We start from the raw sequence: 22742 nt of genomic DNA, 5'->3' as shown, positions 1-22742 counted from the left end.
AAAGCCACTCCCCAAGCCTATGGAGTAGCATGGCCCTAGGCTCTAATGCTCCGACGCTAATCTCTGTAGGAGCGAGCGATGCGGCGACCCGACTTGCCCGCGAACCGACCCACCGAGGTGTGTCAGGAACGACGCTTTCGCGGGCAAGCCTCGCTCCTACGGGGTATCTATTGATTTCCAGGTAAAGGGAAGGCCATGTCTGTAGCGGTGATTCAAATGGTCAGCCAGAGCGACGTGCTGGCCAATCTGGCCCAGGCCCGTCGGCTGCTCGAGCAAGCGGCCGTCGGGGGCGCAAAGCTTGCCGTGCTGCCGGAAAACTTCGCCGCCATGGGCCGACGCGACATCGCTGACATCGGCCGCGCCGAGGCGTTGGGCGAAGGTCCGATCCTGCCCTGGTTGAAACAGACCGCCCGCGACCTCAAGTTATGGATAGTGGCCGGCACATTGCCGTTGCCGCCGGCGGATCAGCCAGCGGCGAAAGTGCATGCCTGCTCGCTGCTGGTCAATGATCAGGGCGAAACGGTGGCACGCTACGACAAGCTGCACTTGTTCGACGTGGACGTGGCGGACAACCGTGGGCGGTATCGTGAGTCCGATGACTATGCTTATGGCAGTGACGTGGTGGTCGTGGACACGCCCGTCGGTCGAGTCGGCCTGACGGTCTGTTACGACCTGCGCTTCCCGGAGCTGTACAGCGAATTACGCGCTGCCGGGGCGGAGTTGATTACCGCGCCGTCGGCCTTTACTGCGGTGACCGGTGCGGCGCATTGGGATGTACTGATTCGCGCGCGGGCCATTGAGACCCAGTGTTATGTGCTCGCGGCTGCCCAGGGTGGAACGCATCCGGGGCCGCGAGAAACCTGGGGGCATGCCGCAATTGTCGACCCGTGGGGTCGAGTGCTGGCGCAACAGGATCAAGGCGAGGCCGTGCTGCTGGCCGAACGCGATAGCAGCGAACAGGCGTCCATCCGGGCGCGGATGCCGGTGTCCAGTCACCGGCGCTTTTTCTCGCAGGGCGCCCGGCGACCTGCCTCAGAACGATGAATTTAAGGCGTAAAGCATATGAGCGAGTTGTTGTCCTCAGTCAGTGAACACCTCCTGGCGCCCGGCGGCGTTACCATCGAAAGCCTGCAAGGTGTGCTCGGCGATCTGGCCGGCCCGGGCATCGATGCCGCCGACCTGTATTTCCAAGGGCAGATTTCCGAGTCCTGGGCCCTGGAAGACGGCATCGTCAAGGAAGGCAGTTTCAACCTTGACCAGGGCGTTGGCGTGCGCGCGCAATCGGGTGAGAAAACCGGTTTTGCCTACAGCAATGCCATTACCCTCGAAGCCCTTGGCGCTGCGGCCCGTGCTGCGCGCTCGATCTCCCGCGCCGGGCAGAATGGCACGGTGCAGGCCTTCACCACTCAGGACGTCGCCCAGTTGTACGGGCCGGACAACCCGCTGGAAGTGCTGACCCGCGCCGAGAAAGTCGAACTGCTCAAACGCATCGACGTCGCCACTCGCGCTCTCGACCCGCGTATCCAGCAAGTGACCGTGAGCATGGCCGGCGTCTGGGAGCGCATTCTTGTCGCTTCGACCGACGGCAGCCTAGCGGCGGATGTGCGGCCGCTGGTGCGCTTCAATGTCAGCGTCATCGTCGAGCAGAACGGTCGCCGCGAGCGCGGTGGCCATGGCGGCGGCGGACGTACCGATTACCGTTATTTCCTCAGCGACGACCGCGCCATGGGCTACGCCCGTGAAGCGTTGCGTCAGGCGCTGGTCAACCTCGAAGCCATTCCGGCGCCGGCCGGTACGTTGCCGGTGGTGTTGGGTTCGGGCTGGTCCGGCGTGTTGCTGCACGAAGCGGTCGGTCACGGTCTGGAAGGCGATTTCAACCGCAAGGGCAGCTCCGCTTACAGTGGTCGTATGGGCGAGATGGTTGCGTCCAAGCTCTGCACCATCGTCGATGACGGCACGCTGGCCGGTCGTCGCGGTTCGTTGAGCGTCGACGACGAAGGCACCCCGACCGAGTGCACCACGCTGATCGAAAACGGCGTACTCAAAGGCTACATGCAGGACAAGCTCAACGCGCGCCTGATGGGCGTCGCCCGCACCGGTAACGGTCGCCGTGAATCCTACGCGCACCTGCCAATGCCGCGCATGACCAATACCTACATGCTGGCGGGCGAAAGCGATCCGGCGGAAATCATCGCCTCGGTGAAGCGCGGCATCTACTGCGCCAACCTTGGCGGCGGCCAGGTGGACATCACCAGCGGCAAGTTCGTGTTCTCCACCAGCGAGGCGTACCTGATCGAAGACGGCAAGATTACAGCGCCGGTCAAAGGCGCAACGTTGATCGGCAACGGGCCTGAAGCGATGAGCAAGGTGTCGATGGTCGGTAATGACCTGGCGCTGGACAGCGGCGTGGGCACGTGCGGCAAGGATGGGCAGTCGGTGCCGGTGGGTGTCGGCCAGCCAACGCTGAAAATCGATGCGATCACTGTGGGTGGTACAGGATCGTAAGGGATGGAGCTTCGGGTGAGCCGCGTGGCGACTCACCCGAGAAGAGATTCAACGCAGACCGCGTTGAGTCTCGTCCAGCTCACGGATGTACTTGAAGATTTTACGGCTCGATGCCGGTGGCTTGTTGGTCGCCAGTTCGTGCTGGGCCTGACGGATCAGGGAGCGCAACTGCTGGCGATCAGCCTCCGGGTAGTCGAGCACGAACTTCTCCAGGACTGCATCGTCGCCCGCGATCAAGCGATCGCGCCAGCGTTCCAGGCCATGGAAACGTTCGTTGTACTGCCGGGTGGAGGCATCGAGTTGATCGAGCAAAGTCAGAATGGCGTCAGTGTCCTGATCGCGCATCAGTTTGCCGATGAACATAAGGTGCCGTTTACGCGCGATATTCGCGGTGTGCTTGGGCGCATCGCCCAGAGCCCGGCGCAGAGCGTCGGTCAACGGGAGTTTTGCCAGCAAGTCAGGCTTGAGCGTTGTAAGGCGTTCGCCGAGGTCAACCAGAGCATGCAGCTCGCGTTTAACCTGGGATTTGCTTTTTTCTCCCGTATCGAGGGAGTCGTCGTAAGAATCAACCATGGTGGCCGTCCGCAAAGAAACGCCGCCATGATAACCAGTCGGGGGCCGCTTGTCCGGCCCGGTCGCTCGAAGGCCTTTACCGAAAGCAGAATTTGAGTGGAGAACAGCATGAGTGCAGTTGAAAGCGTCGGCCCACAAGCGTTGCCGGCACTGCAAGAACAAGTCGAGCAGATCATCGCTGAAGCCAAGCGTCAGGGCGCCAGTGCCTGTGAAGTGGCGGTGTCCCTGGAGCAGGGCCTGTCCACATCGGTGCGTCAGCGCGAGGTCGAAACCGTCGAATTCAACCGCGATCAGGGCTTTGGCATCACCTTGTACGTCGGGCAGCGCAAGGGCTCGGCCAGCACGTCGGCCAGTGGTCCTGAAGCGATTCGTGAAACCGTCGCTGCGGCGCTGGCCATCGCTAAACACACCTCCGAAGACGAAGCCGCCGGCCTGGCGGATGCCGCGCTGATGGCCAAGGATCTGCAGGATTTCGACCTGTTCCATCAGTGGGACATCACACCGGAACAAGCCATCGAGATGGCCCTGAGCTGTGAAGCTGCGGCATTTGCCACCGACAGCCGGATCAAGAACGCCGACGGCACCACCCTCAGCACGCATCAGGGCTGCCGCGTTTACGGCAACAGCCACGGTTTTATCGGCGGCTATGCATCGACTCGTCATAGCTTGAGCTGCGTCATGATCGCCGAAGCCGACGGCCAGATGCAGCGTGATTACTGGTACGACGTCAATCGCCAGGGCAACTTGCTGGCCGACCCGGCGAGCATCGGCCAGCGTGCCGCGCAGCGGGCGGCGAGCCGACTGGGCGCGCGTCCGGTGCCGACCTGTGAAGTACCGGTATTGTTTTCCGCTGAGCTGGCCGGTGGCTTGTTCGGCAGTTTCCTTTCGGCGATTTCCGGCGGCAGTCTGTATCGCAAATCGTCGTTCCTTGAAGGGACCTTGGGTCAGAAGCTGTTCCCGGAATGGCTGACCATCGATGAGCGTCCGCATTTGATGCGTGCAATGGGCAGCTCGGCGTTTGACGGCGATGGCCTGGCGACCTACGCCAAACCGTTCGTCGAAAAAGGCGAGTTGGTGTCCTACATCCTCGGCACCTATTCCGGTCGCAAACTCGGCATGCCGAGCACGGCCAACGCCGGCGGCGTGCACAACCTGTTCGTCACCCATGGCGATGAAGATCAGGCGGCGTTGCTGCGCCGCATGGGCCGTGGCTTGCTGGTCACCGAGCTGATGGGCCAGGGCCTGAACATGGTCACGGGCGATTACTCCCGTGGCGCGGCGGGTTACTGGGTCGAGAATGGCGAAATCCAGTTCGCCGTCCAGGAAGTGACCATCGCCGGCAACATGCGTGACATGTTCAAACAGATCATTGCGGTGGGTAACGACCTGGAATTGCGCAGCAACATTCGCACGGGTTCGGTGCTGATCGAGCGGATGACAGTCGCCGGCAGCTAACCCGCGACCGTTACACAAAAGGCGCGCCACCCATCGGGTGGCGCGCCTTTTTTTGTGCCCGCATAACACACCTGTAGGAGCCGGCTTGCTGGCGATTGCGGTCAATCAGTCGACATCGATGTTGAATGCCAGATCGCAATCGCCAGCAAGCCGGCTCCTACAAGGGACCATGCTCGGGCTTGTGTTGGTTCTCATTATCATCTAATAATAAATCTCATTACCGAATGAGCCCCGGATCATGAGTTCTGCCTTGCACGAGCAGCCTTACCTCGAAAGCTGGCGCTGGATGAGTCGCCAGATCCGTTGCGGGATGGACCCTGACGAGCCGCGCCTGATCGACCACTACCTGGCCGAAGGCAGGTATCTGGCGTGTTGCACGGCGACTTCACCCTGGACCATCGCTGAAACCTCTTTCCGTTTATTGCTCGACACCGCCGCAGACGTCGCGCTGCCCTGGCACTGGCGAACCTATTGCCTGGACCAGGCATGGCGCCCGTTGCGCGAACTCGAACGCCTCTCTCTGTGCAAATGCCGCCTCAAGCGCTGGCAAAGCTACACCTGGCAACTGGCGACCTGCGAGTTGCAGCCTTCGATTCCTCTCATAGAACTGGTGCAAGGATTTTCTGATGACCAAGACACGTATTGAGCGCGACAGCATGGGCGAGCTCCAAGTCCCGATGGACGCCCTCTACGGCGCACAGACCCAGCGTGCGGTGAACAACTTCCCGATCAGCGGCAAGCCGATGCCCGTGCAGTTCATTCGCGCGCTGATCCTGGCCAAGGCCGCCGCCGCCCGCGCCAACGTCGAACTCAAGCAGATCAGCGAATCCCAGGGCAATGCCATCGTCGAAGCGGCGTTGGGTTTGCTCAAGGACGATTTCATGCAGCACTTCCCGGTGGATATCTTCCAGACCGGTTCCGGCACCAGTTCCAACATGAACGCCAACGAAGTGATTGCCACGCTGGCGAGCCGACTGCTTGGCGAGCCGGTGAACCCCAACGATCACGTCAATTGCGGGCAGAGCAGCAACGACATCATCCCGACCACCATCCACGTCAGCGCTGCGCTGGCATTGCATGAGCAATTGCTGCCGGCATTGGTGCGCTTGGTGCAGGTGATCGAGCAAAAGGCTGAAGAGGTTCACCACCACGTCAAAACCGGTCGCACTCACTTGATGGATGCGATGCCGGTGCGCATGAGCCAGGTGCTCAACGGTTGGGCGCAACAGCTCAAAGCCAACATCGGCCATCTGCAGGATCTGCTGCCGAGCCTGCAATCCCTGGCTCAGGGTGGCACGGCGGTGGGCACCGGTATCAATGCGCACCCTGAATTTGCCGGGCTTTTCAGCCAGCAGTTGAGCAAGTTGACTCAGGTGCAATTCACGCCGGGCACCGATCTGTTTGCACTGATCGGCTCTCAGGACACCGCCGTTGCGGTCTCCGGGCAGCTGAAAACCACCGCTGTCTCGCTGATGAAAATCGCCAACGACCTGCGCTGGATGAACTCCGGCCCGCTGGCCGGCCTCGGTGAAATCGAACTCGAAGCCTTGCAGCCAGGCTCGTCGATCATGCCCGGCAAGGTCAACCCGGTGATCCCGGAAGCCACCGCGATGGTCGCCGCTCAGGTGATCGGCAATGACACGGTGATCACCATCGCCGGTCAGTCGGGCAATTTCGAGCTGAACGTGATGCTGCCGATCATCGCCCAGAACCTGCTGAGCAGCATCGAATTGCTGGCCAACTCCAGCCACCTCTTGGGTGAAAAGGCTATCGCCAGTTTCAAGGTCAACGAAGCCAGGCTCAAGGAAGCGCTGTCGCGCAACCCGATTCTGGTCACGGCACTGAACCCGATCATTGGTTACCAAAAAGCTGCGGAGATCGCCAAGAAGGCTTATCAGCAAGGCCGGCCGGTGATCGATGTCGCTCTGGAGCACACCGAACTGTCGCGCAGCCAACTGGAAGAGTTGCTCAATCCGGAAAAGCTCACCGCAGGCGGCGTGTAATCACCGCAACCGCTTTGGAGGCTCACCATGGAGCACTGGAAACGCACGATCGAAAGGGCAAACCGTTGTTTCATGCTGGGCGAATACGTCGATGCCCGCGAGGCTTACTTGCAGGCATTGGCCCTGGCCCAGGTGTTGTTCGAGCGCTGGGCGGATGCCGACGAAGCGGTGGCGGCCTGCGTCATTTCCCATCACAACCTGGCGGACCTGCATTTGCGTCTGAACCAGCCGGAGGAGAGCGCCGAATACCTGTGCGCCATCCACCAGCGCTTGTTGAAGACCATGCAGGACCCGCGACTGGCGCCGGCATTGCGTGAAGCCGCACTGCGTCAGAGCAGCAAAACCTACGTCGAACTGCTGAATTTCATCAGCGAGCATGGCGAATACCCGCGCACTCATCGTTTGCTGCACGTCGATGCCGCGTCGCCCCCTGCGCCTCTACATCATGGAGTCCACTGAAATGGCTTTTAGCTTGCCTGCCTTGCCGTACGCCTACGATGCCCTGGAACCGCACATCGATGCGCAGACCATGGAAATCCACTACACCAAGCATCACCAGACTTACATCAATAACCTCAACGCGGCTGTCGAAGGCACCGAGTTCGCCGAGTGGCCGGTGGAAAAACTGGTGGCAGCAGTCCAGCAACTGCCGGAAAAGCTCCGCGCGGCGGTGATCAATCAGGGCGGCGGTCACGCCAACCACTCGCTGTTCTGGGAAGTGATGGTGCCCAACGGCGGCGGTCAGCCGGACGGTGAATTGGCCAAGGCCATCGAAGAGCAGTTGGGCGGCCTCGACCGTTTCAAGGAGGCCTTCACCAAAGCCGCGCTGACCCGTTTCGGCAGTGGCTGGGCCTGGCTGAGTGTGACGCCGCAAAAGACGCTGGTCGTTGAAAGCAGCGGCAACCAGGACAGTCCCTTGATGAACGGCAATACGCCGATTCTGGGGCTGGATGTCTGGGAGCATGCCTATTACCTGCAGTATCAAAACCGCCGGCCGGAATACATCAACGCTTTTTACAACGTGATCAATTGGCCCGAAGTCGCTGCGCGCTATCAGGCTGCACTGGTTTAAGTCTTCTATAAAAACAATCCTGGGCGGGCTATGGGCACTGAAACACTGGCGATCGGAAGTGGACGAATGTTTCGTTACGCGTTTGGGTCGCTGTTACTACTGGCGGGCATGAGCCTGTTGGTTGCGCATGGGCTCGCGTGGCTGGATCTTGAGCCGAAACTGCTGCGTGCGTTGCAGGGCGGGGCCATTTGCGCCTTGGGCACGGCCTTGGGCGCGGTGCCGGTGCTGGTGATTCGACGCATGCCCCAGGCGGTCAGCGATACGCTGCTCGGCTTCGGTGCCGGGGTGATGCTCGCGGCGACGGCGTTTTCGCTGATCGTGCCAGGCATTGCCGCCGCTGAAAGCCTGGGGCTGACACCTTGGGCGGCCAGCGGTCTGATCAGTTTCGGCATCATGCTTGGCGCGTTCGGGCTGTATCTGGTGGATCGAAAGGTTTCCGGCGCTTCACCGGAAATGCTCGTCGGCACGCTGGAGCGGCCGGTCATTGCGCCACGGATCTGGTTGTTCGTGTTTGCCATCATTGCCCACAACATTCCCGAAGGCATGGCGGTCGGTGTCTCGGCGGGTGGCGGCATGCCCGACGCCGACAGCCTGGCCATGGGCATCGCCTTGCAGGATGTGCCGGAAGGATTGGTCATTGCGTTGGTGTTGGCCGGGGCAGGGATGTCGCGGGTCAAGGCGTTCCTGATCGGGGCGGCATCAGGCTTGGTCGAGCCGGTCTTCGCACTGTTGTGCGCCTGGCTGGTGAGCCTGGCCGAATTGCTGTTGCCGTTGGGCCTGGCGCTCGCGGCCGGGGCCATGTTGCTGGTGGTCACGCACGAAGTCATCCCCGAGTCGCGCCGCCATGGTCACGACAAGCTGGCCAGCCTTGGGCTGCTGATCGGGTTTTGTTTGATGATGGTGATGGATACAGCGCTCGCCTAGGCGAGCGTTATTCGCCTTCGTCGAAGTAGCGGTTGATCAAGTCTGTCAGCGCATCCAGCGCTCTTTGCTCGTCTTCGCCTTCGGTGCTGATATAGATTTTGGTGCCTTTGCCCGCAGCGAGCATCATCATTGCCATGATGCTTTTGCCGTCGACCGTTGATTCCGGCGTTCGTCCGACTCTGATCGTGCAGTCTTTGAACTCGCCGGCGACACCAACGAATTTGGCGGAAGCACGGGCATGCAGACCCAGCTTGTTGATGATTTCGATTTCCAGAGCAGGCATCGCGATGTGAATCCTTTAGCTGAGGTCGCGGTGGCGGACCTGGACGTTCTTCAGGGTTTTTTGCAGGGCCTGACCCAGACGTTCGGTCAGATAGACGGAGCGGTGATGCCCGCCGGTGCAGCCGATGGCAATGGTGACATAAGCGCGGTTGCTGGCGGCAAAGCGCGGCAGCCATTTGAGCAGGTACGTGGAAATGTCCTGGAACATCTCTTCGACGTCCGGCTGGGCGGCCAGGTACGTGGCAACCGGTTCATCAAGCCCGGACTGATCGCGTAGCTCGGGCTTCCAATAGGGGTTCGGCAGGCAGCGCACGTCGAACACCAGGTCGGCGTCCACCGGCATGCCGCGCTTGAATCCGAACGACTCCACCAAAAACGCAGTACCGGGTTCCGGCTGGTTCAGCAGGCGCAACTTGATGGTATCGCGCAGCTGATACAGGTTCAGGTTGGTGGTGATGACCTTGAGATCGGCGAGGTCGGCAATCGGCCCGAGCAGGCTGGTTTCATCGTTGATCGCCTCGGCCAGCGAGCGGTTGGCGCTGCTCAGCGGGTGACGACGGCGAGTTTCCGAAAAACGCTTCAGCAAGGTTTCTTCGTCGGCGTCCAGGTACAGGACGTCGCACTGGATATGCCGGCTGCGAACTTCTTCGAGCAGTTCCGGAAACCGGCTCAGGTGGCTCGGCAGGTTGCGCGCATCAATAGAGACGGCAACCAGTGGCTGTGGCAGTTCGGTGTGGACCAGCGCGCGTTCGGCCAGTTCCGGCAACAACCCGGCGGGCAGGTTGTCGATGCAGTAATAGCCGTTGTCCTCGAGAACATCGAGCGCGGTGCTTTTACCTGAGCCGGAACGGCCACTGACGATGATCAAGCGCATGATTAGTGCCCGTTTTGCTCGTCCAGGACAACCTGATACAAGGCTTCATTGCTCGGGGCGCTACGCAGGCGATCGCGGACTTCCTTGCGATCGAGCATGCTGGCGATCTGGCGGAGCAATTCAAGGTGCGCATCGGTAGCGGCTTCGGGGACCAGCAAGACGAACAGCAGGTCAACCGGAGCACCGTCGATGGCGTCGAAATCGATGGGGGCGTCCAGGTGCATCAAGGCGCTGATAGGCGAGGTGCAACCTTTCAGCCGGCAGTGAGGGATAGCGATGCCGTTGCCAAAACCGGTCGAGCCGAGTTTTTCACGGGCAATCAACGCCTCGAAGACATCTTGCATCTCCAGATCCGGCACTTCCCGGGCGATCAGGTTGGCAATTTGCTCGAGGGCTTTCTTTTTGCTGCCGCCCGGCACGTTCACGAGGGAACGGCCGGGGGTCAGGATGCTTTCAAGTCGGATCATGGGTTGGGAGTGTTAACGACCGGTCGCGCCCTGGAGGAGGCTCTGGGTCTTTTCCTTATGCTTTTTGAGTTGTTTATCCAGCTTGTCGGTCAATGCGTCGATCGCCGCGTACATATCGGTATGTTCCGCGTTGGCGACCACTTCATTGCCGGGAATATGCAGCGTGGCTTCGATTTTCTGCTTCAGCTTTTCGACCGTCATCGTGACCTGCACGTTGGTGATCTTGTCGAAATGCCTCTCTAACCGTTCGAGTTTTTCGCCGATGTAGGTGCGAAGAGGTTCGGTCACTTCCAGTTGGTGTCCACTGATGTTGACTTGCATACAGCTTCTCCTTCGTTGCCAGTGCATAAAGCGGTAGACCAGATGATCTACCACTGGAACGCTGTGGCGTGGCTCTACATCAACCGCTTGCGTTCGCTCGAAGGCGCGATCCCGAGGGATTCGCGGTACTTGGCGACGGTGCGGCGAGCCACCTGAATGCCTTGTGCCTCCAGTAAACCAGCGATCTTGCTGTCACTCAACGGCTTTTTCTGATTTTCCGCGGCAACCAGTTTTTTGATGATCGCGCGGATCGCCGTGGACGAGCATTCACCGCCTTCGGAGGTGCTGACGTGACTGGAGAAAAAGTATTTCAGCTCATATATGCCCCGGGGGGTATGCATGAATTTTTGTGTGGTTACGCGGGAAATCGTCGACTCGTGCATGCCCACTGCTTCGGCGATGTCATGCAGCACCAGCGGTTTCATCGCTTCGTCGCCGTATTCCAGAAAACCGCGCTGATGCTCGACGATCTGGGTGGCAACTTTCATCAGGGTTTCGTTGCGGCTTTGCAGGCTCTTGATGAACCAGCGGGCCTCTTGCAACTGATTGCGCATGAAGGTGTTGTCGGCACTGGTGTCGGCGCGGCGCACAAAACCGGCGTATTGGGCGTTGACCCGCAGCCGTGGCACCGATTCCTGGTTCAGCTCGACCAGCCAGCGCTCGTTGTCCTTGCGCACGATCACGTCGGGGACGACGTACTCGGCTTCGCTGGATTCGATCTGCGAGCCGGGGCGCGGGTTGAGGCTCTGAACCAGTTCGATCACCTGGCGCAGTTCATCTTCCTTGAGCTTCATGCGGCGCATCAGCTGGCTGTAGTCGCGGCTGCCGAGCAGGTCGATGTAGTCGGTGACCAGGCGCTTGGCCTCGGCCAGCCAAGGTGTCTTGGCAGGGAGTTGGCGCAATTGCAGCAGCAGGCATTCACCCAGGTTGCGGGCGCCGATGCCGGCGGGTTCGAATTGCTGGATGCGATGCAGGACGGCTTCGATCTCGTCCAGTTCGATGTCGAGTTCCGGATCGAAGGCTTCGAGGATTTCCTCGAGGGTTTCGTCCAGGTAACCCTGATTGTTGATGCAATCGATCAGGGTCACGGCGATCAGGCGATCGGTGTCGGACATCGGCGCCAGGTTCAGTTGCCACAACAGGTGGCTTTGCAGGCTCTCACCGGCGGATGTACGGGTTGTGAAATCCCACTCGTCGTCATCGTTGCTCGGCAGGCTGCTGGCGCTGGTCTGGTAGACGTCTTCCCAGGCGGTGTCGACGGGCAGTTCGTTGGGAATGCGCTCGTTCCAGTCACCTTCCTCGAGGTTGTCCACCGTCGGGGCGGTTTCCTGATAGGAGGGTTCTGAAACGTCGGCGTTGGGTTGCTGTTCGGCTTTGTCGGCCAAGGGGTCGGCGTTATCGAAGTCGTCGCCTTCTTCCTGGCGTTCGAGCATCGGATTGGACTCCAGGGCCTCCTGGATTTCCTGTTGCAGGTCCAGGGTCGACAATTGGAGCAGGCGGATGGCCTGTTGCAGCTGCGGTGTCATCGTCAGCTGCTGGCCCATTCTCAAGACTAGCGATGGTTTCATGGCAGGGGCTAAACACCTTATTCGCCGGCGCACATGCGCCATCCACTACAGGGCGCCGAAGCGCCAAACATAAGCAAATTATATGCCCGAAACCGTAGCGTTTGCCTAGAGCGCTGTAACAATAAAAAAGTATTGATTTTTTATCGAGACAAGCGCTCGGGCAGCCAGCCAGACACCTTAGTGCTTACAGGCGGAACTCATGGCCCAGATAGACTTCTTTCACGAGGTCGTTGGCCAGGATGGTGGCCGAATCACCTTCGGCGATCAGTTGGCCATCGTTGACGATGTAGGCGGTTTCGCAGATATCCAGCGTCTCACGGACGTTGTGGTCGGTGATCAGCACGCCAATGCCCTTGGCCTTGAGGTGGTAGATGATCTGTTTGATGTCGCCCACCGAAATCGGGTCCACGCCGGCGAACGGTTCGTCGAGGAGGATGAATTTCGGGTTGGTGGCCAGAGCCCGGGCGATTTCCACGCGGCGGCGCTCGCCACCGGACAGGCTCATGCCGAGGCTGTCGCGGATGTGGCTGATGTGGAATTCCTGCAGCAGGCTTTCCAGTTCCTTGCGGCGATCGGCCTTGTCGAGTTCCTTGCGGGTCTCAAGGATCGCCATGATGTTGTCGGCGACCGAGAGTTTGCGGAAGATCGACGCTTCTTGCGGAAGATAGCCGATACCGGCCTTCGCACGACCGTGCATCGGCTGGTGGCTGACGTCCAGATCATCGATCAGTACGCGACCCTGATCCGCCTGAACCAGGCCGACAATCATGTAGAAACAGGTGGTTTTACCGGCGCCGTTAGGGCCAAGCAGGCCGACGATCTGACCGCTGTCGATGGACAGGCTGACGTCGCGCACGACCTGACGGCTCTTGTAGCTCTTGGCCAAATGCTGAGCTTTCAGAGTTGCCATTACGGGGCCTTTTGCTCGTCAGTTTTCTTTTTCGGCTGGATAACCATGTCGATACGCGGACGCGACTCGGTCACATTGGTGCCCGTGGCACGGCCTGCGCTGGCAAGCTTTTTGTTGGTGTCGTAGACGATTTTCTCGCCTTGGGTGACGTTGCCGTCCTTATCGACAACTTTGGCGCGATCGATCAGCACGACGCGGTCTTGCGAGGCGTGGTACTGGATGGTGACGCCCCAGCCCTGAACCGGCTTGGTGTCGCCCGCCGTTTGCAGTTGTTCGAAATAGGCAAGGTTGCCCACCGAAGTCACCACGTCGATGTCGCCCGCAGGGGTGCGGGTCATGGTCACAGTATTGCCTTTAACGATCATCGAACCTTGGGTGATGATCACGTCACCTTTATAGGTGGCAATACCGTTCTTGTCGTCCAGTTGGGCGTCGTCGGCCTGGATGCGGATCGGCTGCTGTTGATCGTTCGGCAGAGCCCAGGCGCTCACGCTTCCCAGTGCTGCGCTCAGACCGAGCAAAATAGGGAGAGTTTTAACGAGCCTCATACTGTCCTCTTACGTTCGATAGCAGGTGTATCCTGCTTTCTTTCAAATACGCTTTCATTCCCTTGCCAGTCGATACACCGCCAGCGCCGTCGATTCTAACGGGTTGCTCGGTCTGCGCATATTGCTGTTGCGGGAACACGGTCATACGGGTGGTAGTAATCAGGGTCTTGCGGTTTTTCTCGTCGAAACGCGTGATGCGCACCGAGTCGATCAGTTCGACCTGGGTGCCGTCCGGGTTGACCTCGCCGTGTTCGCTCTGGACGTGCCAAGGGAACTGGGTGCCGCGGAACAGGTTCAGGTCCGGGTTGGTCAGCAGCGTCACTTCGGTCGCCTTCAGGTGTTCAACCTTGTCGGACGTCATTTCGTATTGCAGTTTGCCATCCGGCAGGAACTGGACGCTGTGCGCGTTGATCGCGTAGTAGTCGATTTCGCTTTCATCGACCTTTGCCACAGGCTTGTCGAGGAAGCGCTCCGGGCTGATGTTCCAGTAGCCGACCGCAGCAAATATCGCTGCGATGCAACCGAACATCAGGATGTTGCGAAATTTCTTGCTCAGCATAGTTGGCTCACAGGTACGCGGCGTTGGCCGCATCGAGGCGGCCCTGGGCGCGCAGGATCAATTCGCAGAATTCGCGAGCGGCACCCTCGCCACCACGGGCCTGGGTGATGCCGTGGGCGTGTTCACGCACGAAGCTGGCGGCATTGGCCACCGCCATGCCCAGGCCAACGCGGCGGATCACCGGCAGGTCTGGCAGGTCGTCGCCGAGGTAGGCGACTTGTTCATAGCTTAGATTGAGCTGTGCGAGAAGCTCGTCAAGCACCACCAGTTTATCTTCACGGCCCTGATAAAGGTGGGGAATACCGAGGTTCTTCGCCCGTCGCTCGACCACCGGGGTCTTGCGGCCGCTGATGATAGCCGTCTGCACGCCCGCTGCCATCAACATCTTGATGCCCTGGCCGTCGAGAGTATTGAATGTCTTGAATTCGCTGCCGTCTTCAAGGAAGTACAGGCGTCCGTCAGTCAGGACGCCGTCGACGTCGAATACCGCCAGTTTGATCTGTTTGCCGCGTTGCAGCAGGTCCGTGCTCATTACATTACTCCCGCACGCAGCAAATCGTGCATGTTCAAGGCGCCGACCGGGCGGTCTTCGCTATCGACCACGACCAGCGCGTTGATTTTATGGTCTTCCATGATTTTCAGGGCCTCGGCCGCGAGCATCTCGGCGCGGGCGGTCTTGCCGTGAGCGGTCATGACCTGGTCGATCGTCGCGCTGTGGATGTCGATGCTGCGATCCAGGGTGCGGCGCAAATCGCCGTCGGTGAAGATCCCGGCGAGTTTGCCGTCGGCTTCCAGGATCACGGTCATGCCCAGACCCTTGCGGGTCATTTCCATCAGCGCGTCCTTGAGCAAGGTGCCACGCTGGACTTGCGGCAGCTCCTGCCCGGCGTGCATGACGTTTTCCACTTTCAACAGCAGGCGTCGGCCCAGTGCGCCACCCGGGTGGGAAAAGGCGAAGTCTTCAGCAGTAAAGCCGCGGGCTTCCAGCAGCGCAACGGCCAGGGCGTCGCCCATGACCAGCGCCGCGGTGGTCGACGATGTCGGCGCCAGGTTCAGCGGGCAGGCTTCGTGCTCGACGTGCACGTTGAGGTTGACCTCGGCGGCCTTGGCCAGCGGTGAGTCGGGGTTGCCGGTCACGCTGATCAGTTTGATGCCCAGGCGCTTGATCAGCGGCAGCAGGGTCACGATTTCGTTGGTGGAACCGGAGTTCGACAGGGCCAGGATGATGTCGTCGCGGGTGATCATGCCCATGTCGCCGTGACTGGCTTCGGCCGGGTGCACGAAAAACGCCGTGGTGCCGGTGCTGGCCAGGGTGGCCGCGATCTTGTTGCCGATGTGCCCTGATTTGCCCATGCCGACCACGACTACGCGGCCTTTGCTGGCCAGAATCATCTCGCAAGCGCGTACGAAATCTGCGTCGATATGGGGCAGCAAGCCTTCTACGGCTTCCAGTTCGAGGCGGATGGTGCGTTGTGCTGATTGAATCAGGTCGCTGGATTGGCTCATGTCAGAAATCGTATAGCCTGATGAAAAGGCGGCGATTATAGCGGTAATGATCGAAACCCTCACGCAAGTTCGTCGCGCTTTGTCATTCCCTGTTACCGAAACCCTCCGAGTGAAAGCTTTTTGCCTGTCATGTTGCTGAACATGGCCCGGCTTGGCGCTTGGGCGCTTGGCCTTTGCAGTGATATAGTTCGCCGCCAGTTCGGCCTGCCCGGGAGGTATGTGCTTTCGTCAGAAAGTCAGGCGTCCGAGTGAGAGGCTGCATCGCAAGGAGTTTAGATGAGTGCCGATAACGCCTACGCGGTCGAGCTGAAGGGACTGACCTTCAAGCGCGGTTCGCGCAGCATTTTCAATAACGTCGATATCCGTATTCCACGCGGCAAGGTCACCGGCATCATGGGGCCTTCCGGGTGTGGCAAGACCACATTGCTGCGTTTGATGGGCGCACAGCTGCGTCCCACCAAGGGCGAAGTCTGGGTCAACGGTCAAAACCTGCCGAAGCTGTCGCGCAGCGATTTGTTCGACGCTCGCAAGCACATGGGCGTGCTGTTTCAGAGCGGCGCACTGTTTACCGATCTCGATGTGTTCGAGAACGTCGCCTTTCCGCTTCGCGTTCATACCGAGCTTCCGGAAGAAATGATCCGGGACATCGTCCTGCTCAAATTACAGGCCGTGGGCCTGCGTGGCGCCATCGACCTGATGCCCGAGGAGCTGTCCGGCGGCATGAAGCGTCGTGTGGCGCTGGCCCGGGCAATTGCTCTCGATCCGCAGATTCTCATGTATGACGAACCCTTCGTCGGTCAGGACCCGATCGCCATGGGCGTCCTGGTGCGCCTGATCCGCCTGCTCAACGACGCGCTGGGCATCACCAGCATCGTGGTCTCCCACGATCTGGCCGAGACAGCGAGCATCGCCGACTACATCTATGTGGTCGGCGAAGGCCAGGTGTTGGGGCAGGGCACGCCCGAGGAGCTGATGAACTCGCAGGAGCCGCGAATTCGCCAATTCATGACCGGCGAACCCGACGGCCCGGTGGCGTACCACTTTCCAGCGACGGATTACCGCGCAGATCTTCTGGGGAAGCGTTGATGCGCAAGATTTCACTATTGGAGCGCGTGCGCCGGTTCGGCCACTCCGGCATCGATGTGCTGGCGGTGTTCGGTCGTTCGACGATCTTCCTGTTTCATGCCTTGCTCGGCCGTGGCGGTATCGGCGGCGGGTTCGGGCTGCTGATCAAGCAATTGCATTCGGTGGGCGTGATGTCCCTGGTGATCATCGTGGTCTCCGGGGTGTTCATCGGCATGGTGCTGGCGCTGCAGGGGTTCAATATCCTGTCCAGCTATGGTTCGGAGCAGGCGGTCGGGCAGATGGTTGCGCTGACGTTGCTGCGTGAACTGGGCCCCGTGGTCACGGCGTTGTTGTTCGCCGGGCGCGCCGGTTCGGCCCTGACGGCTGAAATCGGCAACATGAAGTCCACCGAGCAGTTGTCCAGTCTGGAAATGATTGGTGTCGACCCGCTCAAGTACATCATTGCCCCGCGCCTGTGGGCCGGCTTCATTTCCCTGCCGGTGCTGGCGATGATTTTCAGCGTGGTGGGTATCTGGGGCGGTTCGTGGGTGGCCGTCGACTGGCTGGGTGTCTATGAAGGTTCCTACTGGTCGAACATGCAAAACAGCGTGACCTTTGCCGATGATGTGCTGAACGGCATCATCAAAAGCATTGTCTTCGCTTTTGTCGTGACCTGGATCGCCGTATTCCAAGGCTATGACTGTGAGCCCACATCCGAGGGGATCAGTCGTGCCACTACCAAGACCGTTGTGTACGCCTCGTTGGCGGTACTCGGCCTGGACTTTATTCTGACCGCCTTGATGTTTGGAGATTTCTGATGCAAAACCGCACCCTGGAAATCGGTGTCGGCCTTTTCTTGCTGGCTGGCATCCTGGCTTTGCTGTTGCTGGCGTTGCGGGTGAGTGGCCTGTCCCCGAGCGCAACCAACGATACTTATAAACTTTATGCGTATTTCGACAATATCGCCGGTTTGACGGTCAGAGCTAAAGTGACCATGGCCGGTGTGACCATCGGCAAGGTCACGGCGATCGATCTGGACCGCGACAGTTTCACCGGTCGAGTGACGATGCAGCTGGAAAAGCGCGTAGATAACCTGCCGAATGACTCCACTGCATCTATCCTGACTGCTGGCCTGTTGGGCGAGAAGTACATCGGTATCAGCGTGGGCGGCGAAGAAGCCCTGCTCAAGGATGGTGGAACCATCCATGACACCCAGTCGTCGCTGGTGCTCGAGGACCTGATCGGTAAATTCCTGCTCAATACCGTTAGCAAAGACGCCAAATGAGGAGCTTTTGAATGATCTCTACCTTGCGACGTGGCCTGTTGGTATTACTCGCGGCCCTGCCGTTGATGGCTAACGCCGTGGCGGCGCCTTCCGCGCACGAACTGGTACAAGACACCACGACCCGGTTGCTGGCGGATCTGTCGGCCAACAAAGAGAAGTACAAACAGGACCCGCAGGACTTTTACACGGCGCTGAACACCATCGTCGGGCCTGTGGTGGATGCCGAGGGTATTTCCAAGAGCATCATGACGGTCAAATATTCGCGCAAGGCCACGCCGGCGCAAATGAAGACCTTTGAAGAAAACTTCAAGAAAGGCCTGTTCCAGTTCTATGGTAACGCCTTGCTCGAGTACAACAACCAGGGCATCGTCGTCGACCCTGCCAAGGATGAGTCGGGAGACCGCACCAGCGTTGGCATGACGGTCAAAGGCAGCAACGGCGCGATCTATCCTGTGTCCTACACGCTCGAGAAGATCAACGGCGAGTGGAAGCTGCGTAACGTGATCATCAACGGCATCAACATCGGCAAACTGTTCCGCGATCAGTTCGCCGATGCGATGCAGCGCAATGGCAACGACCTGGACAAGACCATCAATGGTTGGGCCGGTGAAGTCGCCAAGGCCAAGGAAGCCAGCCAGAAGCAATCCACCGAGCAGCAGACCCAATGAGTGTATCGGCCATTCGCATGAATGAATCCGGTGAGCTGATGCTCAGCGGCATGCTGGACTACCTCACTGGCCCGGGCCTGCGCAAGCAGGGCCAGGCGCTGATCAAGGCCAGCAAGGCCCCCGCACTGGTGGTGGACTGTTCGGCGGTGTTGAAATCCAGCAGCGTCGGCTTGTCGTTGCTGCTGTGTTTCATGCGGGATGCGCACGAGGCCGGCAAGTCGCTGAGCATTCGCGCGATGCCCGAAGACATGCGCGAAATCGCTCAGGTCAGCGAAATGACTGAGCTGTTGGCGCATCCCTAACCGCATCGACAGAGAAGCCCCCCGTCAGAGTCCTGCTTCGCGGGGTTCGCAGGCGCGGGGCTTTTTTGTATGATGTCCGACCCGCGCGCACAGGGCGCCGATTGAGGTTGAGCATGCAGGCCGTAGAAGTGAAGAGCTTCCTTGAAGGAAAGCTGCCAAACACCAAGGTGGAAGTTGAAGGCGAAGGCTGCAATTTCCAGCTGAATGTGATTAGCGATGAACTGGCGGCGTTGAGCCCGGTGAAGCGTCAGCAGCAGGTCTATGCCCATTTGAACCCATGGATCACCGATGGCAGCATCCATGCGGTCACTATGAAATTTTTCAGCAGCGCGGCCTGGGCCGAGCGCACCTGAGCCCAAGGGCGTCGAGATTCTTATGGATAAATTGATTATTACCGGTGGCGCTCGTCTTGATGGCGAGATCCGCATTTCCGGGGCAAAGAACTCTGCCCTGCCGATCCTGGCTGCAACTTTGCTGTGCGATGGCCCGGTTACCGTTGCCAACCTGCCGCACCTGCACGACATCACCACCATGATCGAGCTGTTCGGTCGCATGGGCATCGAGCCGGTGATCGACGAGAAACTCAGCGTCGAAATCGACCCGCGCACCATCAAGACCCTGATCGCTCCGTACGAACTGGTTAAAACCATGCGTGCGTCGATCCTGGTACTGGGCCCGATGGTTGCCCGTTTCGGTGAAGCCGAAGTCGCACTGCCTGGCGGTTGCGCCATCGGTTCGCGTCCGGTGGACCTGCACATCCGTGGTCTTGAAGCCATGGGCGCGGTCATCGACGTCGAAGGCGGCTACATCAAGGCCAAGGCGCCTGAAGGCGGCCTGCGTGGCGCGCACTTCTTCTTCGACACCGTCAGTGTGACCGGTACCGAAAACATCATGATGGCCGCTGCCCTGGCCAAGGGCCGCAGCGTGCTGGCCAACGCCGCGCGCGAGCCTGAAGTGGTCGACCTGGCGAACTTCCTGATCGCCATGGGCGCCAAGATCTCTGGCGCCGGCACCGACACCATCACCATCGATGGCGTCGAGCGTCTGCACACCACCACTTACAAAGTGATGCCGGACCGTATCGAAACCGGTACCTACCTGGTTGCCGCCGCCGTGACCGGCGGTCGTGTGAAGGTCAAGGACACCGATCCGACCATCCTCGAAGCCGTCCTGGAAAAACTCCGTGAGTCGGGTGCCGAAATCAACTGCGGCGAAGACTGGATCGAGCTGAACATGCACGGCAAGCGGCCAAAAGCCGTCAACGTGCGCACCGCTCCATACCCGGCGTTCCCGACTGACATGCAGGCGCAGTTCATCTCGCTCAACGCCATTGCCGAAGGCACCGGTGCCGTGATCGAGACGATCTTCGAAAACCGCTTCATGCACGTTTATGAACTGCACCGCATGGGCGCCAAGATCCAGGTCGAAGGCAACACCGCCATTGTCACCGGTACCGAGAAGCTGAAAGGCGCGCCAGTCATGGCCACCGACCTGCGTGCTTCGGCCAGCCTGGTGATCTCGGCGCTGATCGCTGAAGGCGACACCCTGATCGACCGCATCTACCACATCGACCGTGGTTACGAGTGCATCGAAGAGAAACTGCAGATGCTCGGCGCCAAGATCCGCCGCGTACCGGGCTAGTTTTTTGCTGCATGGGCATAAGGATGTGCCCGTTGAATTCGTTTCAAGTCGAGGGTACTTCACCCACGATGTGTGTCCGGCGCCGTTTGTGACCGGGCACGTACCTTGATAAGGACTGACGTTTCCCATGTTGACCATCGCACTGTCCAAGGGCCGCATCCTTGACGACACCCTGCCGCTTCTGGCTGAAGCGGGCATCGTGCCGACCGAGAATCCGGACAAGAGCCGCAAGCTGATCATCCCCACGACCCAGGAAGATGTACGCCTGCTGATCGTGCGCGCCACCGATGTGCCGACCTATGTCGAGCATGGTGCCGCTGACCTGGGCGTCGCCGGTAAAGATGTGCTGATGGAATACGGCGGCCAGGGCTTGTACGAGCCACTGGACCTGCGCATTGCCCTCTGCAAGCTGATGACCGCTGGCCGTGTCGGCGACGTCGAGCCCAAGGGCCGTTTGCGGGTGGCGACCAAGTTCGTCAACGTTGCCAAGCGTTACTACGCCGAACAGGGTCGTCAGGTCGACATCATCAAGCTGTACGGCTCGATGGAACTGGCGCCGCTGATCGGTCTGGCGGACAAGATCATCGACGTGGTCGACACCGGCAACACCCTGCGCGCCAATGGCCTGGAACCCCAGGATTTCATTGCCGACATCAGCTCCCGGCTGATCGTCAACAAAGCTTCGATGAAAATGCAGCACGCCCGTATCCAGGCGTTGATCGACACCCTGCGCAAGGCAGTGGAGTCTCGACACCGCGGCTGATTCACCTGCGCGACCTTGAGTCGCGCCCGTCTATCCGCCTCATAGCCAGAATCTCAGGTGCCCAAGCGGAAACGACTGCTAAGTTAGGGCGCCTGAGTTTTTGCCATTCCTATGAGGCTCTCGCTATGACCGCACCGACTGCAATTCGCCGACTCAACGCTGCTGACCCGGATTTCGCACATCATCTGGATCATCTGCTGAGCTGGGAAAGTGTGTCTGACGACTCGGTCAATCAGCGGGTGCTGGACATCATCAAGGCCGTGCGCGAGCGTGGCGATGCGGCGCTGGTGGAATTCACCCAGAAGTTCGACGGCCTGGAAGTCGCCTCGATGGCCGACCTGATCCTGCCACGCGAACGCCTGGAACTGGCGCTGACCCGCATCACCGTGCCGCAGCGTGAAGCGCTGGAAAAAGCCGCGGCCCGTGTGCGCAGCTACCACGAAAAGCAGAAACAGGATTCCTGGAGCTATACCGAGGCCGATGGCACGGTGCTGGGCCAGAAGGTCACGCCGCTGGATCGCGCCGGTCTTTATGTCCCGGGCGGCAAAGCGTCGTACCCGTCGTCCGTACTGATGAACGCGATCCCGGCCAAAGTGGCGGGCGTGACCGAAGTGGTCATGGTGGTACCGACCCCGCGCGGTGAAATCAACGAGCTGGTATTGGCCGCAGCGTGCATCGCGGGTGTCGACCGTGTCTTCACCATCGGTGGCGCCCAAGCCGTTGCCGCGTTGGCTTATGGCACCGAAAGCGTGCCGAAGGTCGACAAGGTGGTCGGCCCGGGCAACATCTATGTCGCCACCGCCAAGCGTCACGTGTTCGGCCAGGTCGGTATCGACATGATCGCCGGCCCGTCGGAAATCCTCGTTGTGTGCGACGGCCAGACCGATCCGGACTGGATCGCCATGGACCTGTTCTCCCAGGCCGAGCACGACGAAGACGCCCAGGCGATTCTGGTCAGCCCGGACGCCGGGTTCCTCGACAAGGTCGCCGCCAGCATCGCCAAACTGCTGCCGACCATGGAACGCGCCGAGATCATCGAAACCTCGATCAATGGCCGTGGGGCGCTGATCCAGGTTCGCGATATGGAACAAGCCATCGAAGTGGCTAACCGCATCGCACCGGAGCACCTGGAGTTGTCGGTCGCCGATCCACAAGCGTGGCTGCCGCAGATCCGTCACGCCGGCGCAATCTTCATGGGCCGTCACACCTCCGAAGCCTTGGGCGACTACTGCGCCGGCCCGAACCACGTGCTGCCGACTTCCGGCACCGCACGGTTCTCCTCGCCGCTGGGCGTGTACGACTTCCAGAAACGCTCGTCGATCATCTTCTGCTCCGAGCAGGGTGCGTCGGAACTTGGCAAGACCGCTTCCGTGCTGGCCCGTGGCGAGTCGCTGACCGCCCACGCCCGCAGCGCCGAATACCGCATCATTGACGACAAGCAGGGGAACTGA

Annotated in this window: 28 protein-coding genes; 17 read left to right on the top strand and 11 right to left on the bottom strand. The window is 60.2% G+C overall.

The window, feature by feature from the left end; genetic code table 11:
- Positions 1 to 195 precede the first annotated feature (195 nt).
- Positions 196 to 1044, top strand: a complete 849-nt coding sequence (locus tag J4E42_RS11290) for a carbon-nitrogen hydrolase family protein (protein ID WP_008037403.1) — start codon at positions 196 to 198, stop codon at positions 1042 to 1044.
- Between the two features lie 18 nt (positions 1045 to 1062).
- A complete protein-coding gene (gene tldD, locus J4E42_RS11285; protein ID WP_207285277.1) occupies positions 1063 to 2505 on the top strand; it encodes a metalloprotease TldD in 1443 nt (480 codons plus the stop codon).
- 48 nt (positions 2506 to 2553) lie between these two features.
- Here the strand turns inward: tldD and yjgA are convergent, their stop codons facing one another.
- Positions 2554 to 3078 (bottom strand): ribosome biogenesis factor YjgA, encoded by a 525-nt coding sequence (gene yjgA, locus J4E42_RS11280; protein WP_008026892.1) that lies wholly within the window; start codon positions 3076 to 3078, stop codon positions 2554 to 2556.
- 108 nt (positions 3079 to 3186) lie between these two features.
- Here yjgA and pmbA point away from each other — a divergent pair, with 108 nt between their 5' ends.
- The 6 genes from pmbA to J4E42_RS11250 all read left to right on the top strand — a co-directional run bounded on the left by pmbA (position 3187) and on the right by J4E42_RS11250 (position 8532).
- A complete protein-coding gene (gene pmbA / locus J4E42_RS11275) occupies positions 3187 to 4533 on the top strand; it encodes a metalloprotease PmbA (protein WP_207285276.1) in 1347 nt (448 codons plus the stop codon).
- A 238-nt stretch (positions 4534 to 4771) separates the two neighbouring features.
- Positions 4772 to 5179, top strand: coding sequence for a hypothetical protein (locus J4E42_RS11270; protein ID WP_008026896.1), 408 nt, complete (start codon positions 4772 to 4774; stop codon positions 5177 to 5179).
- Positions 5160 to 6536, top strand: coding sequence for an aspartate ammonia-lyase (locus tag J4E42_RS11265; protein ID WP_207285275.1), 1377 nt, complete (start codon positions 5160 to 5162; stop codon positions 6534 to 6536). The genes J4E42_RS11270 and J4E42_RS11265 overlap by 20 nt, the downstream gene beginning before the upstream one ends.
- Positions 6537 to 6563: 27 nt before the next feature.
- Positions 6564 to 6995 carry a hypothetical protein gene (locus tag J4E42_RS11260; protein ID WP_008026901.1) on the top strand — a complete coding sequence of 144 codons (432 nt, stop codon included), beginning with the start codon at positions 6564 to 6566 and terminating at the stop codon, positions 6993 to 6995.
- A gap of 1 nt (position 6996) precedes the next feature.
- A complete protein-coding gene (locus J4E42_RS11255; RefSeq protein ID WP_207285274.1) occupies positions 6997 to 7608 on the top strand; it encodes a superoxide dismutase in 612 nt (203 codons plus the stop codon).
- 30 nt (positions 7609 to 7638) lie between these two features.
- On the top strand, positions 7639 to 8532 hold the full coding sequence (locus J4E42_RS11250) for a ZIP family metal transporter (RefSeq protein WP_207285273.1): 894 nt from the start codon (positions 7639 to 7641) through the stop codon (positions 8530 to 8532).
- A gap of 7 nt (positions 8533 to 8539) precedes the next feature.
- Here the strand turns inward: J4E42_RS11250 and J4E42_RS11245 are convergent, their stop codons facing one another.
- The 10 genes from J4E42_RS11245 to J4E42_RS11200 all read right to left on the bottom strand — a co-directional run bounded on the left by J4E42_RS11245 (position 8540) and on the right by J4E42_RS11200 (position 15567).
- The gene (locus tag J4E42_RS11245) at positions 8540 to 8815 is read right to left on the bottom strand and encodes an HPr family phosphocarrier protein (RefSeq protein ID WP_008037392.1); all 276 of its coding nucleotides are present in this window, start codon (positions 8813 to 8815) and stop codon (positions 8540 to 8542) included.
- 15 nt (positions 8816 to 8830) lie between these two features.
- Positions 8831 to 9688 carry an RNase adapter RapZ gene (gene rapZ / locus J4E42_RS11240; protein ID WP_008037390.1) on the bottom strand — a complete coding sequence of 286 codons (858 nt, stop codon included), beginning with the start codon at positions 9686 to 9688 and terminating at the stop codon, positions 8831 to 8833.
- Positions 9689 to 9690: 2 nt separating this feature from the next.
- Positions 9691 to 10155: a PTS IIA-like nitrogen regulatory protein PtsN gene (gene ptsN / locus J4E42_RS11235; protein ID WP_008026914.1), complete on the bottom strand. Its 465-nt coding sequence runs from the start codon at positions 10153 to 10155 to the stop codon at positions 9691 to 9693.
- A gap of 12 nt (positions 10156 to 10167) precedes the next feature.
- Positions 10168 to 10476, bottom strand: coding sequence for a ribosome hibernation-promoting factor, HPF/YfiA family (gene hpf, locus J4E42_RS11230; protein WP_007941242.1), 309 nt, complete (start codon positions 10474 to 10476; stop codon positions 10168 to 10170).
- Between the two features lie 74 nt (positions 10477 to 10550).
- On the bottom strand, positions 10551 to 12044 hold the full coding sequence (locus tag J4E42_RS11225) for an RNA polymerase factor sigma-54 (protein WP_032828652.1): 1494 nt from the start codon (positions 12042 to 12044) through the stop codon (positions 10551 to 10553).
- A 184-nt stretch (positions 12045 to 12228) separates the two neighbouring features.
- Positions 12229 to 12954: an LPS export ABC transporter ATP-binding protein gene (gene lptB / locus J4E42_RS11220; RefSeq protein ID WP_008026918.1), complete on the bottom strand. Its 726-nt coding sequence runs from the start codon at positions 12952 to 12954 to the stop codon at positions 12229 to 12231.
- Positions 12954 to 13502, bottom strand: coding sequence for a lipopolysaccharide transport periplasmic protein LptA (gene lptA, locus J4E42_RS11215; RefSeq protein ID WP_008026920.1), 549 nt, complete (start codon positions 13500 to 13502; stop codon positions 12954 to 12956). Before lptA ends, lptB begins: the two co-directional genes overlap by 1 nt.
- A complete protein-coding gene (lptC, locus tag J4E42_RS11210; protein ID WP_008026921.1) occupies positions 13489 to 14061 on the bottom strand; it encodes an LPS export ABC transporter periplasmic protein LptC in 573 nt (190 codons plus the stop codon). The genes lptA and lptC overlap by 14 nt, the downstream gene beginning before the upstream one ends.
- 7 nt (positions 14062 to 14068) lie before the next feature.
- Positions 14069 to 14593, bottom strand: coding sequence for an HAD family hydrolase (locus J4E42_RS11205; RefSeq protein ID WP_008037377.1), 525 nt, complete (start codon positions 14591 to 14593; stop codon positions 14069 to 14071).
- A complete protein-coding gene (locus J4E42_RS11200) occupies positions 14593 to 15567 on the bottom strand; it encodes a KpsF/GutQ family sugar-phosphate isomerase (protein ID WP_008026924.1) in 975 nt (324 codons plus the stop codon). The genes J4E42_RS11205 and J4E42_RS11200 overlap by 1 nt, the downstream gene beginning before the upstream one ends.
- A gap of 276 nt (positions 15568 to 15843) precedes the next feature.
- Between J4E42_RS11200 and J4E42_RS11195 the strand changes: the two genes are divergently transcribed.
- The 9 genes from J4E42_RS11195 (at position 15844) to hisD (ending at position 22742) form a co-directional block, all read left to right on the top strand.
- Positions 15844 to 16653, top strand: coding sequence for an ATP-binding cassette domain-containing protein (locus tag J4E42_RS11195; RefSeq protein WP_008026926.1), 810 nt, complete (start codon positions 15844 to 15846; stop codon positions 16651 to 16653).
- Positions 16653 to 17450, top strand: a complete 798-nt coding sequence (mlaE, locus tag J4E42_RS11190) for a lipid asymmetry maintenance ABC transporter permease subunit MlaE (protein WP_008026928.1) — start codon at positions 16653 to 16655, stop codon at positions 17448 to 17450. Before J4E42_RS11195 ends, mlaE begins: the two co-directional genes overlap by 1 nt.
- The gene (gene mlaD, locus J4E42_RS11185) at positions 17450 to 17917 is read left to right on the top strand and encodes an outer membrane lipid asymmetry maintenance protein MlaD (protein WP_008026930.1); all 468 of its coding nucleotides are present in this window, start codon (positions 17450 to 17452) and stop codon (positions 17915 to 17917) included. Before mlaE ends, mlaD begins: the two co-directional genes overlap by 1 nt.
- 11 nt (positions 17918 to 17928) lie before the next feature.
- Positions 17929 to 18585 (top strand): phospholipid-binding protein MlaC, encoded by a 657-nt coding sequence (locus J4E42_RS11180; RefSeq protein ID WP_192417373.1) that lies wholly within the window; start codon positions 17929 to 17931, stop codon positions 18583 to 18585.
- On the top strand, positions 18582 to 18887 hold the full coding sequence (locus J4E42_RS11175; protein ID WP_008037374.1) for a lipid asymmetry maintenance protein MlaB: 306 nt from the start codon (positions 18582 to 18584) through the stop codon (positions 18885 to 18887). The genes J4E42_RS11180 and J4E42_RS11175 overlap by 4 nt, the downstream gene beginning before the upstream one ends.
- A gap of 113 nt (positions 18888 to 19000) precedes the next feature.
- Complete coding sequence (locus J4E42_RS11170; RefSeq protein ID WP_007901566.1) at positions 19001 to 19240, top strand: BolA family protein; 240 nt, start codon at positions 19001 to 19003, stop codon at positions 19238 to 19240.
- A gap of 22 nt (positions 19241 to 19262) precedes the next feature.
- Positions 19263 to 20528, top strand: coding sequence for a UDP-N-acetylglucosamine 1-carboxyvinyltransferase (murA, locus tag J4E42_RS11165; protein ID WP_008026938.1), 1266 nt, complete (start codon positions 19263 to 19265; stop codon positions 20526 to 20528).
- A gap of 127 nt (positions 20529 to 20655) precedes the next feature.
- Positions 20656 to 21291: an ATP phosphoribosyltransferase gene (gene hisG, locus J4E42_RS11160; RefSeq protein ID WP_008026940.1), complete on the top strand. Its 636-nt coding sequence runs from the start codon at positions 20656 to 20658 to the stop codon at positions 21289 to 21291.
- A 125-nt stretch (positions 21292 to 21416) separates the two neighbouring features.
- Positions 21417 to 22742, top strand: coding sequence for a histidinol dehydrogenase (gene hisD / locus J4E42_RS11155; protein ID WP_008026941.1), 1326 nt, complete (start codon positions 21417 to 21419; stop codon positions 22740 to 22742).

Source organism: Pseudomonas sp. FW300-N2A2 (assembly GCF_017351735.1).
Taxonomy (GTDB): domain Bacteria; phylum Pseudomonadota; class Gammaproteobacteria; order Pseudomonadales; family Pseudomonadaceae; genus Aquipseudomonas; species Aquipseudomonas migulae.
The sequence above is the reverse complement of the archived record's forward strand: the minus strand, read 5'-3'. Positions and strand labels throughout refer to the sequence as shown.

What these genes read in the sequence shown, in the direction of transcription:
- lptC (WP_008026921.1), bottom strand. Translation starts at nt 14,061, where the DNA reads ATGCTGAGCAAGAAATTTCGCAACATCCTGATGTTCGGTTGCATCGCA.
- ptsN (WP_008026914.1), bottom strand. Translation starts at nt 10,155, where the DNA reads ATGATCCGACTTGAAAGCATCCTGACCCCCGGCCGTTCCCTCGTGAAC.
- rapZ (WP_008037390.1), bottom strand. Translation starts at nt 9,688, where the DNA reads ATGCGCTTGATCATCGTCAGTGGCCGTTCCGGCTCAGGTAAAAGCACC.
- J4E42_RS11175 (WP_008037374.1), top strand. Translation starts at nt 18,582, where the DNA reads ATGAGTGTATCGGCCATTCGCATGAATGAATCCGGTGAGCTGATGCTC.
- lptB (WP_008026918.1), bottom strand. Translation starts at nt 12,954, where the DNA reads ATGGCAACTCTGAAAGCTCAGCATTTGGCCAAGAGCTACAAGAGCCGT.
- J4E42_RS11200 (WP_008026924.1), bottom strand. Translation starts at nt 15,567, where the DNA reads ATGAGCCAATCCAGCGACCTGATTCAATCAGCACAACGCACCATCCGC.
- hpf (WP_007941242.1), bottom strand. Translation starts at nt 10,476, where the DNA reads ATGCAAGTCAACATCAGTGGACACCAACTGGAAGTGACCGAACCTCTT.
- mlaD (WP_008026930.1), top strand. Translation starts at nt 17,450, where the DNA reads ATGCAAAACCGCACCCTGGAAATCGGTGTCGGCCTTTTCTTGCTGGCT.
- J4E42_RS11225 (WP_032828652.1), bottom strand. Translation starts at nt 12,044, where the DNA reads ATGAAACCATCGCTAGTCTTGAGAATGGGCCAGCAGCTGACGATGACA.
- J4E42_RS11205 (WP_008037377.1), bottom strand. Translation starts at nt 14,593, where the DNA reads ATGAGCACGGACCTGCTGCAACGCGGCAAACAGATCAAACTGGCGGTA.
- murA (WP_008026938.1), top strand. Translation starts at nt 19,263, where the DNA reads ATGGATAAATTGATTATTACCGGTGGCGCTCGTCTTGATGGCGAGATC.
- yjgA (WP_008026892.1), bottom strand. Translation starts at nt 3,078, where the DNA reads ATGGTTGATTCTTACGACGACTCCCTCGATACGGGAGAAAAAAGCAAA.
- pmbA (WP_207285276.1), top strand. Translation starts at nt 3,187, where the DNA reads ATGAGTGCAGTTGAAAGCGTCGGCCCACAAGCGTTGCCGGCACTGCAA.
- J4E42_RS11255 (WP_207285274.1), top strand. Translation starts at nt 6,997, where the DNA reads ATGGCTTTTAGCTTGCCTGCCTTGCCGTACGCCTACGATGCCCTGGAA.
- J4E42_RS11290 (WP_008037403.1), top strand. Translation starts at nt 196, where the DNA reads ATGTCTGTAGCGGTGATTCAAATGGTCAGCCAGAGCGACGTGCTGGCC.
- hisD (WP_008026941.1), top strand. Translation starts at nt 21,417, where the DNA reads ATGACCGCACCGACTGCAATTCGCCGACTCAACGCTGCTGACCCGGAT.
- lptA (WP_008026920.1), bottom strand. Translation starts at nt 13,502, where the DNA reads ATGAGGCTCGTTAAAACTCTCCCTATTTTGCTCGGTCTGAGCGCAGCA.
- mlaE (WP_008026928.1), top strand. Translation starts at nt 16,653, where the DNA reads ATGCGCAAGATTTCACTATTGGAGCGCGTGCGCCGGTTCGGCCACTCC.
- J4E42_RS11170 (WP_007901566.1), top strand. Translation starts at nt 19,001, where the DNA reads ATGCAGGCCGTAGAAGTGAAGAGCTTCCTTGAAGGAAAGCTGCCAAAC.
- J4E42_RS11270 (WP_008026896.1), top strand. Translation starts at nt 4,772, where the DNA reads ATGAGTTCTGCCTTGCACGAGCAGCCTTACCTCGAAAGCTGGCGCTGG.
- J4E42_RS11250 (WP_207285273.1), top strand. Translation starts at nt 7,639, where the DNA reads ATGGGCACTGAAACACTGGCGATCGGAAGTGGACGAATGTTTCGTTAC.
- J4E42_RS11195 (WP_008026926.1), top strand. Translation starts at nt 15,844, where the DNA reads ATGAGTGCCGATAACGCCTACGCGGTCGAGCTGAAGGGACTGACCTTC.
- hisG (WP_008026940.1), top strand. Translation starts at nt 20,656, where the DNA reads ATGTTGACCATCGCACTGTCCAAGGGCCGCATCCTTGACGACACCCTG.
- J4E42_RS11245 (WP_008037392.1), bottom strand. Translation starts at nt 8,815, where the DNA reads ATGCCTGCTCTGGAAATCGAAATCATCAACAAGCTGGGTCTGCATGCC.
- tldD (WP_207285277.1), top strand. Translation starts at nt 1,063, where the DNA reads ATGAGCGAGTTGTTGTCCTCAGTCAGTGAACACCTCCTGGCGCCCGGC.
- J4E42_RS11180 (WP_192417373.1), top strand. Translation starts at nt 17,929, where the DNA reads ATGATCTCTACCTTGCGACGTGGCCTGTTGGTATTACTCGCGGCCCTG.
- J4E42_RS11260 (WP_008026901.1), top strand. Translation starts at nt 6,564, where the DNA reads ATGGAGCACTGGAAACGCACGATCGAAAGGGCAAACCGTTGTTTCATG.
- J4E42_RS11265 (WP_207285275.1), top strand. Translation starts at nt 5,160, where the DNA reads ATGACCAAGACACGTATTGAGCGCGACAGCATGGGCGAGCTCCAAGTC.